Source organism: Agrobacterium sp. 33MFTa1.1, assembly GCF_004328495.1.
Classification (GTDB): domain Bacteria; phylum Pseudomonadota; class Alphaproteobacteria; order Rhizobiales; family Rhizobiaceae; genus Agrobacterium; species Agrobacterium pusense.
Genome location: NZ_CP036358.1, coordinates 1,702,226 through 1,716,647, shown reverse-complemented (window position 1 = coordinate 1,716,647; position 14,422 = coordinate 1,702,226). Strand labels below are relative to the sequence as shown.

Annotated in this window: 13 protein-coding genes; 8 read left to right on the top strand and 5 right to left on the bottom strand. The window is 60.4% G+C overall.

Annotation, left to right across the window (positions count from 1 at the left end; translation table 11 throughout):
- The first annotated feature begins 48 nt into the window (after positions 1 to 48).
- A complete protein-coding gene (locus EYD00_RS08770) occupies positions 49 to 696 on the top strand; it encodes a TetR/AcrR family transcriptional regulator (RefSeq protein WP_004442845.1) in 648 nt (215 codons plus the stop codon).
- Positions 697 to 742: 46 nt separating this feature from the next.
- A complete protein-coding gene (locus tag EYD00_RS08765) occupies positions 743 to 1,948 on the top strand; it encodes an MFS transporter (RefSeq protein WP_034498792.1) in 1,206 nt (401 codons plus the stop codon).
- A gap of 57 nt (positions 1,949 to 2,005) precedes the next feature.
- Here the strand turns inward: EYD00_RS08765 and EYD00_RS08760 are convergent, their stop codons facing one another.
- Positions 2,006 to 3,391: a L,D-transpeptidase family protein gene (locus EYD00_RS08760; RefSeq protein WP_004442842.1), complete on the bottom strand. Its 1,386-nt coding sequence runs from the start codon at positions 3,389 to 3,391 to the stop codon at positions 2,006 to 2,008.
- A gap of 155 nt (positions 3,392 to 3,546) precedes the next feature.
- Between EYD00_RS08760 and EYD00_RS08755 the strand changes: the two genes are divergently transcribed.
- The 3 genes from EYD00_RS08755 to EYD00_RS08745 all read left to right on the top strand — a co-directional run bounded on the left by EYD00_RS08755 (position 3,547) and on the right by EYD00_RS08745 (position 5,226).
- Positions 3,547 to 4,380: an aldose 1-epimerase family protein gene (locus tag EYD00_RS08755; RefSeq protein ID WP_004442840.1), complete on the top strand. Its 834-nt coding sequence runs from the start codon at positions 3,547 to 3,549 to the stop codon at positions 4,378 to 4,380.
- Positions 4,381 to 4,495: 115 nt separating this feature from the next.
- Positions 4,496 to 4,834 (top strand): protein tyrosine phosphatase family protein, encoded by a 339-nt coding sequence (locus tag EYD00_RS08750; RefSeq protein WP_003522797.1) that lies wholly within the window; start codon positions 4,496 to 4,498, stop codon positions 4,832 to 4,834.
- 50 nt (positions 4,835 to 4,884) lie between these two features.
- On the top strand, positions 4,885 to 5,226 hold the full coding sequence (locus EYD00_RS08745) for a RidA family protein (protein WP_004442838.1): 342 nt from the start codon (positions 4,885 to 4,887) through the stop codon (positions 5,224 to 5,226).
- A 270-nt stretch (positions 5,227 to 5,496) separates the two neighbouring features.
- Here EYD00_RS08745 and EYD00_RS08740 read toward each other — a convergent pair whose 3' ends face one another.
- The 4 genes from EYD00_RS08740 to EYD00_RS08725 form a co-directional block, all read right to left on the bottom strand.
- The gene (locus EYD00_RS08740) at positions 5,497 to 6,261 is read right to left on the bottom strand and encodes a HugZ family pyridoxamine 5'-phosphate oxidase (protein ID WP_004442836.1); all 765 of its coding nucleotides are present in this window, start codon (positions 6,259 to 6,261) and stop codon (positions 5,497 to 5,499) included.
- 67 nt (positions 6,262 to 6,328) lie between these two features.
- Positions 6,329 to 7,996, bottom strand: coding sequence for a thiamine pyrophosphate-binding protein (locus EYD00_RS08735; protein ID WP_004442835.1), 1,668 nt, complete (start codon positions 7,994 to 7,996; stop codon positions 6,329 to 6,331).
- Positions 7,993 to 9,195 (bottom strand): succinate--glutarate CoA-transferase, encoded by a 1,203-nt coding sequence (gene caiB, locus EYD00_RS08730; RefSeq protein WP_004442833.1) that lies wholly within the window; start codon positions 9,193 to 9,195, stop codon positions 7,993 to 7,995. Before caiB ends, EYD00_RS08735 begins: the two co-directional genes overlap by 4 nt.
- Before the next feature lie 167 nt (positions 9,196 to 9,362).
- Positions 9,363 to 10,343, bottom strand: a complete 981-nt coding sequence (locus EYD00_RS08725) for an alpha/beta fold hydrolase (protein ID WP_004442831.1) — start codon at positions 10,341 to 10,343, stop codon at positions 9,363 to 9,365.
- Between the two features lie 147 nt (positions 10,344 to 10,490).
- Between EYD00_RS08725 and ettA the strand changes: the two genes are divergently transcribed.
- The 3 genes from ettA (at position 10,491) to metF (ending at position 14,209) form a co-directional block, all read left to right on the top strand.
- The gene (gene ettA / locus EYD00_RS08720) at positions 10,491 to 12,140 is read left to right on the top strand and encodes an energy-dependent translational throttle protein EttA (RefSeq protein WP_004442830.1); all 1,650 of its coding nucleotides are present in this window, start codon (positions 10,491 to 10,493) and stop codon (positions 12,138 to 12,140) included.
- 160 nt (positions 12,141 to 12,300) lie between these two features.
- Positions 12,301 to 13,314, top strand: coding sequence for an ArsR/SmtB family transcription factor (locus EYD00_RS08715; RefSeq protein ID WP_004442828.1), 1,014 nt, complete (start codon positions 12,301 to 12,303; stop codon positions 13,312 to 13,314).
- 1 nt (position 13,315) lies between these two features.
- On the top strand, positions 13,316 to 14,209 hold the full coding sequence (metF, locus tag EYD00_RS08710) for a methylenetetrahydrofolate reductase [NAD(P)H] (RefSeq protein WP_004442827.1): 894 nt from the start codon (positions 13,316 to 13,318) through the stop codon (positions 14,207 to 14,209).
- Positions 14,210 to 14,422: the final 213 nt, after the last annotated feature.

The window sequence follows — 14,422 nt, the reverse complement described above, 5'->3', positions numbered from 1 at the left end:
GCGCTCCCACGTCCTCTTCATGGCGCGAAATTTTTGCTTGATTTGGAAATGATCGTTTCCTATATTCCGCTCATGAGCAATTTCAGCCAGCCCCATTCCCCGGAACAGCGCCATCGCGGCCGCCCGCGCGAGTTCGATCTTGAACGCGCGCTCGATGGCGCGATCAAGGTATTCTCGCGGCGCGGTTATCACGCCACCTCGGTAGGCGATCTTACCGATGCGATGGAGCTGGCCCAGGGTAGCCTCTACAAGGCCTTCAAGGATAAGAAAGCCGTCTTCATCGCGACGATGGAGCGCTACAGGATCATACAGACCGAGCGTTTCGAGGCAGCTGTGGCCGGTTTCGACACCGGTTATGAGCGGCTGAGAGCGGGGCTGATGTTTTACGCCGAACGATCCTACGGCGGTGTTGGCTCCGACGGATGTCTGGTGGTTGGTGCCGCTGCTGATCTGGCGGCACTGGACGACGACATCGCCGTTGTAGTCGAGAGGGCCGTGAAGGCGAGGGAGCGGATCGTCGCCCGCCTTGTTGCCGAAGGGCAGAAGGATGGTTCCGTGCGGTCCAAGGCCGATCCCGATGATCTTGCGCGGGCGATGCTGTGCATGATGTACGGTATGCGCGTGGTGGGAAAGACAGGGCGGAGCCTTAAAGACATGGTGGCCGTGGTGGATATTGCCATGAGGCTTGCCGAGTAATTTTGTGAATATTTAGGAAACGATTGTTTCCATATTGGAGAAAATGATGACGACGCGTGTGATTGATGGGGATGATATTCAGGCACCATCCATTTCCCCGGCTTTGACTTTCCTGCTGGCGACAGCCTGCGGATTGATCGCGGCCAATCTTTATTATGGTCAGCCGCTTGCCGGCATCATCGGTGCGGAGCTTGGTCTTTCCCCTGGCGCGACGGGGCTGATCGTGACCCTGACACAGATTGGTTACGGTATCGGTCTGCTGTTTGTCGTGCCGCTCGGCGATCTCGTGGAAAACCGCAAGCTGGTCGTCGGCTCCGTCTCCATGGCGGTGCTTTCCCTTGCGGCCGCAGCATTCGCGCCACATGCGACGCCGTTTCTGATCGCAGCCTTCCTAGTAGGGGTCAGTTCGGTGGCGGTGCAGGTCATCGTTCCCTATGCGGCCCATATGGCGCCGCACGCCATTCGCGGGCGGGTGGTCGGCAATGTCATGAGCGGGTTGATGGCCGGCATCATGCTGGCGCGGCCGGTTTCCAGCCTTCTGTCGGAAGTTGTCTCCTGGCGCGGTGTGTTTCTGACGTCTGCGGCCGTCATGGCGCTTCTTGCCGTGGTGCTTTTCCGGCTCCTGCCGACCCGTATGCCTGAAGCGCGGCTGAGCTATGGCGCCTTGATGGCTTCGATGGGCCGGCTGGCGCTCCACACGCCCGTCCTGCGGCGGCGGGCGATCTATCATGCCTTTCTCTTCGCGGCCTTCAGCCTGTTCTGGACCACGACGCCTCTTTATCTGAGTGGGCCGCATTTCAATCTCAGCCAGGGTGAGATCGCACTCTTCGCACTGGCTGGTGCGGCCGGCACCGTCGCCGCCCCGATTGCCGGGCGGATGGCCGATCGCGGCTGGACGCGGGCGGCGACATTCTTTGCACTGCTGGCGGTAGCACTCTCTTTCGCCGTCACGCATCTTGCGCCTGAGGGATCGCATCTGGCGCTCGCCATTCTTGTCATTGCCGCAATCGTTCTGGATTTCGGTGTCACCACCAATCTGGTGCTCGGGCAGCGGGCGATCTTCACGCTGGGGGCGGAATTCCGCAGCCGCCTGAACGGCATCTATATGGCGACATTCTTCATGGGCGGTGCAATTGGTTCCGCCGTTGGCGGCTGGGCCTATGCGGTTGGCGAATGGCAAGCCGCCTCCTGGATCGGCTTTGCTCTTCCGGTAACCGCGCTGCTATATTTCCTGACGGAAAAGCGCGACTGAAACGTCATAACTAAAAAAGCCCGGACCGCCGGGCTTTTTCCTTTTCTTCCAGTCGATTTATTCCGCGAATTCGACCACCACACCGGGACGGACCATTTTCGCCAGTTCGGTGGCATCCCAGTTGGTCAGGCGAATACAGCCATGGCTGTTCGTCTTGCCGATCTTCGAGGGTTCCGGCGTGCCGTGAATGCCGTAGGTCGGCTTCGACAGGGCGATCCAGACCGTGCCGACAGGACCGTTCGGGCCCGGCGGGATCTGCAGGATCTTGTCGTTCTGACCCTGCTTGAAGTTGATCTTGGGATTATAGGTGTAGCCCGGATTGAGCGCGATACGCTCTACCGTATGGGTGCCGCTTGGCGAGGGCGTGTCCGTGGAGCCGATCGTGGCTGGATAGGCGGCAATCAGATTGCCGTCCTGGCCATAGGCGAAGACCTGCTTGATACCCTTGTGCGCAACGATGCGGGCGACCTGCCCCTTCTTCGCCTCGCCGGGATTGACGACCTTGATGATAGTGCCGGGCACGGAGAAATCGACGCCGGGGTTCAGCTCTTTCAGATAGTTCTCATCCATATGGAAGCGTTCGGCCAGCGCTTCCGAGGTCGACGTGAAGGAAAGGGCAGGAAGCTGCGATTTCTCGGCATAGTCGTCCGGGATGGAGGCCACGTAGGGGCCGGCGGCATCGGCGGCGGTGATCGTGTAATCCACAATCGGCATGCCGCCCGAGGCGCGCAGGCGTTCCAGAATGTCTTCTGAATTGTTCGGGTCGAGCTTTTCGCCCGTCATGTCCTGCCAGGCGGCTATGGCCTTGTTGACATTGTCGCCCATCTTCCCGTCGATCACGCCGGGGGAGATGCCCTCGCGGTCGAGGAAGGTCTGGAGCGCGACGATTTCCTGGCGGGAACGGTTGACCGGCGTCGTTACCGGCGTATGCCGCTCGATCAGGTGGTCCGGTTGCGGAACGGCGGCCGTGGTGCTTTCTCCCGGCATCGGCTGGCCGAGCGGGCCGCTTTCCACCGCGCCGGGGGCTGGCACGGAACCGGTGTAGAGATTCTCATCGGAGCCGTCGCCGCGATATTCGCGATAATCGCGCACGTTGCCGTTGTCCTGATAACCGTAGTCGCGCGGCGGCTCACGATACTGGCCACCGGGGGCGGGTGGATAATAGGTGGTGTCGCGCTGGCGTACCTGCTGCCGCTGCTGGTAGCCGGAGGGCATTTCGGTGGCCAGCAGGTTGCCGTACTGGTCGTAGAACACGGTACGACCCATTGCGTCACGGCTGATGACGATGTCGCCACGTTCCGGCATGAAATCGAGAACGCGGCCATCCGGCGTAACCAGCATGGTCTGTTCGCCATAACGCTGCTGCGCGCCAGCCTGTAGCGGAGCGAAAATCGACGCCACGGCGATCGTCAGGCCCAGAGCTGCGTTAAGAAACTGTTTCACGATTCTGCTATCCCTTGCTTCGTCACCGATAAACACACCGTAATCTTGACCCTATTGTGAAAAAGGTGAATTCGCGGTTAATGCAATCTTAATTTCCGTCACGGTTAGTAGCGTTTCCGTGAACCATGCGTTTTTACTGCCACAGGGAGGTTGTCTTGCGTTCGTTTCAGGCTGGCAGATCGCCACGCATTTTCCTCGATGAGACCTCCGTTTTCGATATCGGCGCCTGCGTCGTCGATGGCATAGACATCGCGCCCGGCCGCGCTATTCCCGATGATGGCGATGCGCGTATCGACCACTCGCTTGAAGGCTTTCTTTTTACCTGTGGTCCCGATCATATCCGTCATCCCGAACCGATTGATGGTGACCGCGAGGGGCGTCGATATCCCTTGCATGGCTCCTTCTCCTCGCATCCCGCAACGATCACCGCGTTCGATGTTCTCGAGTCCAATGCGCTGGCGCGCGTCGAGGTTCCCGTGAAGCTTGCCGATGGCGGCACGGCGCTGCTGGAACGGACATGGAAGATCGATGGCGAAAGCGGCGAGGTCAGCCTCGATGACAGGATCGTCAATACGTCCGGGCGGCCGATCCCAGTATTCCTGATGTACCATATGAATGTCGGCGCTCGCCTGTTTGACGATGCGGTGCGGCTTGAAGGCGCAATGCTGGATGGCGGCGGCCATGGCTGGCGTTTTGGCGAGGAGCCGGGCACTGTTTTCTGCGTGTCGGCCGGCAAGACTGAATGGGCGGAATTGAAACTCGGCCCGATTGCGGCCATTGGCGGGAAGACGCTCACCGTGCGTTTTCGCACGGAGACGCTGCCCCATCTGCAGATGTGGCGCAACCAGCAGGCACCGGCGAACGTGCTCGGCATCGAGCCGGTTTCGCATCGCTGGGTGGGGCGTAGCGAGCTTGAGGCCGCCGGTGAGTTCAATATTCTTCAGCCGGGGGAAAGCCGTTCCTTCGGTCTGCGCTTTTTCATCCTCTGAGCCGTACCGAATGAAGACCGCGCATCATTGACGCATGGGATTTGACCGCTTACATCGGATGCGGATTTCAAGGATGACGGCCAGCGGCGCGGACGCCGGTTTCAGGAGGCATGACATGGATATCAGGCGCATAGACGACGAATATTCGGTAACTGGACAGATCAGCGTCGCCGATCTGGATGAGATCAAGGCACTCGGCTTCAAGTCGATCGTCTGCCACCGCCCGGACGGCGAAGAAGACGGTCAGCCGCTTTTTGCCGATATTGCCGAGCGTGCAGAGCAGCTTGGCCTGACGATCATGCATGTGCCGGTCGGCCGCTACGGCGTCGATGCCGATGCCGTTGCCGGCATGGTGGATGCGCTCGATGAATTGCAGCGCCCGATGCTCGGCTATTGCCGTTCCGGCGCGCGCTCCACGGCGATCTACGAAAAGACCCATCACCTGCGCGGCTGATTTTTCGCGCATCATTCTATTTTTCAAGTGCCAATCAACAGGAGTTTTCCATGACCATCAAGCGTATCGAGCCGGGCAAGCGCATGAGCGGCGCCGTCGTTCACGGCAACACCGTTTATCTGGCCGGCCAGGTTGGTGAAGGTACGAGCGTGACGGAACAGAGCAAGTCGGCTCTCGCTGAAGTCGACCGCCTGCTGGCTGCTGCCGGTTCCGACAAGTCGAAGATCCTGCAGACCATCATCTACCTCTCCGACATGTCCACCTTCGGCGAAATGAATGCTGTCTGGGAAGGCTGGATCGACCCGGCAAACCCGCCGGCCCGCGCCACCAGCGAAGCCGCGCTGGCAACGCCGGATTACAAGGTTGAATTCATCGTCACCGCTGCTCTCTGAGCATCAGTCTGATCTTTAAGAAAAGGCCGGGTCGCGGAATGCGGCCCGGCCTTTTTTGATAGGATGGGGTCAAAAACTCGCCCCATCATGCCGGGCTTGACCCGGCATCCAGCCACGGCGCGTCTGCGCCGTGAAAAGAATCTTTCGCGATCAAGGGACTTGATCGCGCTGGACCCCGGATCTAGTCCGGAGCGACGGCGCGGCGCGGCGACATGGCCACAAAATGCCAAGTAGAAGCAATTTTCATGTTTTTTGAATCGCTTGCGTCCGTCACCTCACCGGCGAAGCAAGCGCCTTCTCAAACTGCTTCAGCGTCGTCACCCGCTCCGTAAACCAAAGCCGGGCCAGATCGCTGGCCGAGGCGAAATCGATACCATCCGGATCGATGGAGGTGATCGTCCATCGGCCAGCCTTTGCGCCAGCTAGAACGGCGAGCCGAGCTGCTTCGCCCTTGATGGCGTTAAGGCGGGTCGCTTCGCTTTCCGCCGCCGCCATCAGTTCTTCTGCGCCTGACAGATCGGTCCGCAGATCGGCGGGGATGATATTGCTGGCGTTGCGGGCCGGGCCGCCATTAATCTGCACGCCTTCCGTCCGCAGCCGGTAAAGCCTTGTGTCGGGAAGGGAGAGATAAAGTTTCGCTTTGGGGTAGCGGGCAATGTAGCGCGCGATGGCGATCGGCACTTCATCCGGGCTGATTTGTTCCGCCCTGCCCACCAGTGTCAGGCGCGGCAGCGTCAGCGCGTCACCCTTGCCGAAAGGGGCGAGTGTCAGCGAGACACGAGAATCGCTTTCCATATTGCGGGCGTGCAGCGTCAGCCCGGCCGCGAAGAAGAACGGCGTGCCATCCGGCTCGATGCCGATATTGGTCGCGGTTGTATAGGGATAACCGCTGACGGGATCGAGCGTGGCGATTGCTGCCGTGCGGGACGTGTGCAGCACATCGCGGGCCACGCGCACTGCCTCGAAAGGCGCGCCGGCCGAGGGCTCGATCTTCGCGCCGCGTGGGGTGATGACGGGAGGGGCTGTATCCGGCATGGCGTTTCCTAAGCTGTGAGTCACAGTCAGGATTTACACCATGCCGAAGCCATGTCCATGCGCGTTATCAGCTTCGGGTTCTGATCTGCGTCAGGGTACGCGTCGGCGTGATCGCTTCCGCATCCAGCTTCACCTCGATGATCGCCGGTTTGCCGCTTGCCCGTGCCCGTTCGAAGGCGGCGGCGAAGTCTTGCGTTCTTTCCACCGTTTCGCCGTGTCCGCCATAGGCTTTGGCAAAGGCGTTGAAATCCGGATTGACGAGATCGGTGCCGCTGACACGACCGGGATATTCCCGCTCCTGATGCATGCGGATCGTGCCATAGGTGCCGTTATTGACCAGCACGGTGATGATTGGCAGCCCGTAACGCACGGCGGTGATGAATTCCTGCCCGTGCATCATGAAGCAGCCGTCACCGGCAAAGCAGATCACCTCGCGCTCCGGGAACAGGTGCTTGGCGGCCACCGCCGCCGGCAGGCCGTAACCCATGGAGCCTGATGTCGGGGCCGATTGCGTGTTGAAACGGCGGAAGCGGTGGAAGCGGTGCAGCCAGGTGGCGTAATTGCCGGCGCCATTGGTGAAGATGGCGTCTTCAGCAACGTTCGCCTCGATCCAGTCCATGATCGGACCCATCTGCACGGCGCCGGGGCCTGTCTGCGGCGGCGTTGACCATTTGAGATAGGCCTCATGCATTGAGGCCGTGCGATCGGCCCAGGCGGCATTGCCGGCAAGATCGATGGAGGCAAGCGCGGCAACGAAATCGTTCGGGGAGGCGCAGATAGCGAGGTCCGGCCGATAGACGCGGCCGAGCTCTTCCGCCTCCGGATAGATATGGATGAGCTTCTGTGACGGGTAGGGAATATCGAGCAGCGTATAACCGGAGGAGGGCATTTCGGAGAGGCGGCCACCGAGTAGCACCACGAGGTCGGCTTCCTTGATTTCCCTGGCCAGTGCCGGGTTGATGCCGATGCCGACATCGCCTGCGTAGGAGGCGCTCATATGATCAAACAGCATCTGGCGGCGGAATGAACAGCCCACGGGAAGTTTGTGCTTTTCTGCAAAAGCCTTGAAGCCCGTGACGCTTTCCTCGGACCAGCGGGTGCCGCCGGCGATGAAGACCGGGCGTTTTGCCTCGCCCAGCATTTTGGCGAAGGCGGCCATTTGCGACAGGCCTGGATGTGCCTCGACGGGCGTATAGGGCTTTGCCTCGGGAGCTTCGACCTCTTCCACCAGCATGTCTTCGGGCAGCGTCAGCACCACGGGGCCGGGGCGGCCGGAAGTGGCGACGGCAAAAGCGCGGGTAACGAATTCGGGAATGCGGCGGGCATCATCGATCTCGCCCACCCATTTTGCGAATTCGGTAAAGGCGCGGCGATATTCCACTTCCTGAAAGGCCTCGCGCTCGCGGGCATCCCGCTGCACCTGACCGATGAACAGGATCATCGGAATGGAATCCTGCCTTGCAATGTGCAGGCCGGCCGAGGCATTTGTGGCACCGGGGCCACGGGTCACCATGCAGATGCCAGGCTCGCCCGTCAGCCGGCCCCAGGTATCGGCCATCATGGCGGCGCCGCCTTCCTGACGGCAGACCACGGTTTCGATGCCGCTTTCATAAAGCGCATCCAGAACGGCCAGATAGCTTTCGCCCGGAACGCAGGAAACGCGGGAGACACCATTGGCCTTCAGCGCTTCGACGATCAATTGCCCGCCTGTTCTTTTCATTCCGGCTGCAGTCATGGCGTCGTGGTCCTTTCGATGTTTTCCAGTTCGGCCAGCACCTGCGCCTGATGTTCGCCGAGCTTAGGGCTCGGGCGTTCATAACGCAGCGGCGTCTGAGACATGATAATGGGTGTGCGGACACCGGGGATGACAGTGCCGTCTTCCGCCTCCAGATCGATACGGAGGCCGCGTGCCTTCACCTGCGGATCCGCGAACATTTCCTCGATGGAATTGATCGGTCCGGCGGGGACGGCGTTCTTCTCGCAGGCGGTCAGAAGATCGCGCTTCTGCCATTTCAGCGTCTCCGTGGAAACGATCTGCCGCACCTCGACCTTATGCGCCACGCGGGCCTTGTTTGTCGCGTATCGCTCGTCATCGGCGATCGCGCCGATGCCGAGGATATTGCAGAGGCGGCGGAACTGACCGTCATTGCCGACCGCGAGGATCAGGAAGCCGTCGGCCGTTGGCACCACCTCATAGGGGGAGATATTTGGGTGGGCGTTGCCGAGCCGGACGGGAGGCCTGCCGGAGATCAGGTAATTCATGTTCTGGTTGGCGAGAACGGCCGATTGCACATCGAGAAGCGCCATGTCGATATGCTGGCCTTCGCCAGATCGAATGGCGTGGATCAGGGCCGCCTGAATGGCCGATACGGAATAGATGCCGGTGAAGATATCGGCAACCGCCACGCCTGCCTTCATCGGCTGTCCATCGGCTTCGCCCGTAATCGACATGAAGCCGGACATGCCCTGCACGATATAATCGTATCCGGCGAGATCGGCATAGGGCCCGGTCTGGCCGAAGCCGGTGATGGAGCAATAGATCAGCTTTGGATTGAGCGCCCTCAGGCTTTCGTAATCGAGGCCATATTTTGCAAGCCCGCCGCGCTTGAAATTCTCGATGACGACATCGGCGGTGCGCACCAGCCGGCGCACCAGTTCGCAGCCCTCGGGTGTTTTGAGATCGGCGACGATGGAGCGTTTGCCGCGATTGGTGGCGTGGTAATAGGCGGCGGAGAGGTTTTCTCCGTCATTGCTCTCAACGAAGGGCGGTCCCCATGCGCGTGTATCATCGCCGCCTTCGGGGTTTTCGACCTTGATAACGTCTGCGCCCATATCGGCCAGCATCTGCCCCGCCCAGGGACCGGCGAGAACACGCGCCAATTCGATGACGCGGATGCCCGATAGCGGCGGTTTCCTGTTCGGCTTGTCGGTCATCTATCCCCCGGTACTTGGTGTCTGCCGGTTTATAGACCGCTGCTTGCCGCGTCGCATGTGATTTTATCTCATGGACTTATTCCGTTTTGGAACGGCACTAAACTGGGGCTGATACGGCAGCTTCGACATTCGGTATTTTGAGAGTCCCCTAATTCCGTCATTCCGGCTCAAGGCCGGAATGACGGGGAAGGCGTTTTACTGTCATCCACGACGCGGCCGCACCAGGCGGCAAAATCCGCCGCGACGGCCTGCCAGCCGATTTCGTTCAGCGTCTCGTGCCGCATGCCCTTGTAAATCGTGTGCTCGACACGGCTGAAGCCCGCCTCCCGGAAACGTTCGGCAAGCCACACGATCTCCCTGCCGTCGTTGGTCGCGGCGTCCTCATCACCGCTCACCAGCAAAAGCGGCAAAGCCTTCGGCAGACGCTCGATAAGTTTCGGGCCGCGATAGGAGAGTGCCAAGACATCCTGCCAGAGGGAAACGCTCGCCTCGAACTGGCAGAGCGGGTCTTCCACATAGGCGTCCACCGCCGCCTTGTCGTGGCTCAGCCAGTCCGCATGGGTGCGCTTTTCCGGCATTTTCGCGTTCCAGGCGCGGAAAGTGGCTTTCGGCAGGATGGCGCTCGGCACATCCGAGCCTTTCAGCATTTTTTCCAGCCGCAACACAATCTGCGCGAAACGGCCCATAAGACCGGGATTGAGATTGGAATTCCAGATCGACAGACCATCGAAGGCGTCGGGGTAACTGACAGCGGTATTGAGCGCCACGAGGCCCCCCATGGAGTGGCCGAACAGGATCACCGGCAGGCCGGGATGCCGCTCGCCGGCCAGCCGGCGCATCGCCATGACGTCGGCCACGACCTTGTCCGCGCCATCCTTCCAGGCAAAGCGGCCAAGAGGCGCATCCGCTGCTTTCGTGCGACCGTGGCCGCGATGGTCGTGGGCATAGACCTCGAAACCCTGCTGCGACATGACGTCGGCAAAACGGCGGTAACGGCCGGCATGTTCCACAAGGCCGTGGCAGATCATCAGCACGCCGCGGGCGGGAGCAAGGGCGGAAGGTTGATGACGGAAGGCGATGGATGCGCCAGAAGGGGCTTCCAGCCTCTCAATCCGGCTGAATGCGAAGTTATCGGTCGTCTCATTCATCGTCGCACCCGTCGTCTCATCGCGCAGCGTGTCATAATCATGGGGTCATAATCGTGCCAGAGGTTGCCCCAAGGTCCTATTTACCCTACATAGCGGCAAATTTCCCGATACGTACTCTTAAAAATCCGATGTGGAGCATTCGCTACAATGGCACGTCAATTCATCTATCACATGGCTGGGCTGAACAAGTCCTATGGCGCGAAGAAGGTTCTGGAGAATGTGCATCTCTCCTTCTACCCTGACGCCAAGATCGGTATCCTCGGCCCGAACGGCGCGGGTAAGTCGACCGTTCTCAAGATCATGGCCGGCCTTGACAAGGAATATACCGGTGAGGCCTGGCTCGCTGAAGGTGCGACGCTCGGTTATCTCGAGCAGGAGCCGAAGCTCGACGAAAACAAGACCGTGATGCAAAACGTCATGGAAGGCGTGGCGAGCAAGACGGCGATCGTTGACCGCTACAACGAGCTGATGATGAACTATTCCGACGAAACGGCGGAAGAGGGCGCGAAGCTTCAGGACATCATCGACAGCCAGAACCTGTGGGACCTCGAAAATCAGGTCGAAATGGCCATGGACGCCCTGCGCTGCCCGCCCGGCGATTCGCCGGTGACCGGCCTTTCGGGTGGTGAGCGCCGCCGCGTGGCACTGTGCCGTTTGCTGCTGTCGCAGCCGGACCTGCTGCTGCTCGACGAACCGACCAACCATTTGGACGCTGAAACCATCGCCTGGCTCGAAAAGCACCTGCGCGACTATCCCGGCGCCGTGATGATGATCACCCACGACCGCTACTTCCTCGACAACGTGACGGGCTGGATTCTCGAGCTCGATCGTGGTCGCGGCATTCCTTACGAGGGCAATTACTCCGCTTATCTGCAGGCGAAAGCCAAGCGCATGCAGCAGGAAGCCCGCGAAGATGCTTCGCGTCAGAAGGCCATCAGCCGCGAACAGGAATGGATCGCCTCCAGCCCCAAGGCCCGCCAGACGAAGTCCAAGGCGCGTATCAAGGCCTATGACGAGCTGGTGGAAGCAGCGGAAAACCGCCGTCCCGGCGATGCGCAGATCGTCATTCCGGTCGCCGAGCGTCTGGGCCGCGTCGTCATCGAGGCTGAGAACCTCACCAAATCCTATGGCGACCGCGTGCTGATTGAGAACCTGTCCTTCAAGCTGCCCCCGGGCGGTATTGTGGGCGTCATCGGCCCGAACGGCGCCGGTAAGACGACGTTGTTCAAAATGATCACCGGTCAGGAAAAGCCTGATAGCGGCTCGGTGACTGTTGGTGACACCGTTCAGCTCGGTTACGTCGACCAGAGCCGTGACGCGCTGGCGGGTGACAAGACCGTGTGGGAAGAAATCTCCGGCGGCAACGACATCATCAAGCTCGGCAAGTTCGAAGTGAACTCGCGCGCCTATTGCGGCGCCTTCAACTTCAAGGGCGGCGATCAGCAACAGAAGGTCGGCAACCTCTCGGGTGGTCAGCGCAACCGCGTGCACCTTGCCAAGATGCTGAAGGCGGGCGGCAACGTACTGCTGCTCGACGAACCGACCAACGACCTTGATACGGAAACGCTGGCGGCGCTCGAAGAAGCGCTGGAAGCCTTCGCCGGTTGCGCCGTTATCATCAGCCACGACCGCATGTTCCTGGACCGCCTCGCGACCCACATTCTCGCTTTCGAGGGTGACAGCCACGTGGAATGGTTCGAAGGCAACTTTGAAGACTACGAAAAGGACAAGGTCCGTCGCCTCGGCCCGGAAAGCATCAAGCCCGGCCGCGTGAGCTACAAGCGTCTGACACGCTGATCCGTTTGTCATAACTTCAAAAAAGGCCCGCCGCAAAGCGGGCCTTTTTCCGTGTAATAAGTGGAGATGATCGTCTCGCGCGGCACTTTGCGCTTGCATCTCGCGCCACATCGACATAAAGATATCTTTATATGTTGATTAGCTTGCGAGGCGCGGCAGAGTGGCGTTCGGTCTGGACAAATTGGTGGATCTCCTGAAGGCGGCGGGTGAGCCGACGCGCTTCCGGTTGCTGGCGCTTCTTTCGGCCGGCGATCTGACGGTGACCGACCTTACCGAAATCCTTGGCCAGTCGCAGCCGCGTATCTCCCGTCACCTCAAGCTTTTGACGGAAGAGGGGCTGATCGAGCGTTATCAGGAAGGTGCGTGGGCCTATTTTCGCTTGCGGCAGGATGGCGAGCCTGCGGGTGTCGTTCGGCAGTTGCTTGCAGCGGCCTCGCCTTCCGACGCGGTTCTTCAGCGTGACAGTGAGCGACTGGCCGCCGTCAAGCGGGTGAGGGCGGAGCGTGCGCAGGATTATTTCAGCCGTAATGCGTCCGCCTGGGACGAACTGCGTCGCCTGCATGTCAGCGACGAAGCCGTGGAAGGCGCGCTGCTGAAGCTGGTGGGCACCACGCCCGTCGATTCGCTGCTCGATCTCGGCACGGGCACCGGCCGTATCCTGCAGCTTCTGAGCGGCATTTATCGCCGTGCCATCGGCGTGGATGCGAGCCGCGACATGCTTTCGGTGGCACGCGCCAATCTCGACAAGGCGGGCGTGGTGAACGCCTCTGTGCGCCATGGCGATATTCTCAATCTGCCGCTCGAGGGACAGGATTTCGATCTGATTGTCATCCATCAGGTGCTGCATTTCCTCGACCAGCCCGAGATCGCCCTTTCGGAAGCCGCGCGTATGCTGCGTCCGGGCGGTCGGTTGATCGTCATCGATCTTGCGCCGCATTCCTTTGAATATCTGCGCGACGAACACGCGCATGTGCGGCTAGGCTTCTCGCACCCGCTGATGGAAGAGTGGATGAAGAAGGCTGGGCTTTCTCTGGAGCGTGCCGTCGATCTGCATTCTGAAAAGGCGTCCGACGAAGCTCTGGACGTCACGATCTGGGTTGCCCGCGACCAGCGGCTGCTGATGGCAGACGATGTGGCGCAAGAGGCGGTTTTACTTCGCTCCGGGAGGGCATGATATGTTGAGGTCGGAAACCGCACGCCGTGATGGCGACATCCGGTTGTCTTTCGAATTTTTCCCGCCCAAGAACGCCGAGATGGAAACCCAGCTCTGGGAAACGGTTGCCGAGCTCAAGAAGTGGAACCCGGATTTCGTCTCCGTCACCTACGGTGCCGGTGGTTCCACCAAGGCGCCGACGCTGGACGCGGTGCGCCGGATGATCGGTGACAGCCACCTGGCGACGGCCGCACATCTGACCTGCGTGGACGCGAGCCGCGATGAGGTGCACCAGGTCGTCGACGAGTTCCGTAATGCGGGCGTTCGTCATTTCGTGGCGCTGCGCGGTGATCCCTCCACTGGTATCGGCACGGCTTACCAGCCGCATCCGCAGGGTTACGAGAACGCCGCAGCGCTGGTAAAGGGCCTCAAGGAGCTGGGCGACTTTGAGATTTCGGTCTCCGCCTATCCTGAAAAGCATCCGGAAAGCGCAAGTGAAGCTGTTGATATCGACATGCTGAAGCGCAAGGCGGATAATGGCGCTACCCGGGCGCTGACGCAGTTCTTCTTCGATAATGACGTGTTCGAACGTTACATGGAACGGGTTACGGCGGCGGGGATCACCATTCCGGTGGTTCCGGGCATCATGCCGATCCAGAATCTCACCCAGCTCAAGCGTTTCGCCGGACGCTGCGGCACAAGCATTCCTGCGTTTCTGGATGAGCGTTTTGAAGGCTATGACGAGGATCTGGAGGGCCGCGCCCGCGTGGCCGCAGAGGTTGCGGCCGAGCAGATCGCCGATCTCCAGCGGCGCGGCGTCAATGAGTTCCACCTCTATACCATGAACCGCGCGCCGCTGGTGGATGCCGTGCTTGAAAATCTGGGTCTGGAGCGTCTGTGCCGCAGCGCCGCGTGATTTCAGCCAGTCTATTTTCGGACAGAAAAAAGCGCAGGTCCCTCGGGGCCTGCGCTTTTTAAATTCGTGTCATCTACGGTTCTTCACTGCGTTTGGTCTTCACGTCTCGTCAGATGAAAAGCATCATCGCTACGAACAAAAACGCCAAACCGACTGCCAAGGCATTGAGAGATTTTGTAAGTCCCATGGGTGCCTCCTCTTGTTGACAGCTTC

Coding starts and splice junctions, on each gene's coding strand:
- metF (WP_004442827.1), top strand. CDS start 13,316: ATGTTGAGGTCGGAAACCGCACGCCGTGATGGCGACATCCGGTTGTCT.
- EYD00_RS08735 (WP_004442835.1), bottom strand. CDS start 7,996: ATGACTGCAGCCGGAATGAAAAGAACAGGCGGGCAATTGATCGTCGAA.
- EYD00_RS08770 (WP_004442845.1), top strand. CDS start 49: ATGATCGTTTCCTATATTCCGCTCATGAGCAATTTCAGCCAGCCCCAT.
- EYD00_RS08740 (WP_004442836.1), bottom strand. CDS start 6,261: ATGCCGGATACAGCCCCTCCCGTCATCACCCCACGCGGCGCGAAGATC.
- EYD00_RS08750 (WP_003522797.1), top strand. CDS start 4,496: ATGGATATCAGGCGCATAGACGACGAATATTCGGTAACTGGACAGATC.
- caiB (WP_004442833.1), bottom strand. CDS start 9,195: ATGACCGACAAGCCGAACAGGAAACCGCCGCTATCGGGCATCCGCGTC.
- EYD00_RS08745 (WP_004442838.1), top strand. CDS start 4,885: ATGACCATCAAGCGTATCGAGCCGGGCAAGCGCATGAGCGGCGCCGTC.
- ettA (WP_004442830.1), top strand. CDS start 10,491: ATGGCACGTCAATTCATCTATCACATGGCTGGGCTGAACAAGTCCTAT.
- EYD00_RS08765 (WP_034498792.1), top strand. CDS start 743: ATGACGACGCGTGTGATTGATGGGGATGATATTCAGGCACCATCCATT.
- EYD00_RS08725 (WP_004442831.1), bottom strand. CDS start 10,343: ATGAATGAGACGACCGATAACTTCGCATTCAGCCGGATTGAGAGGCTG.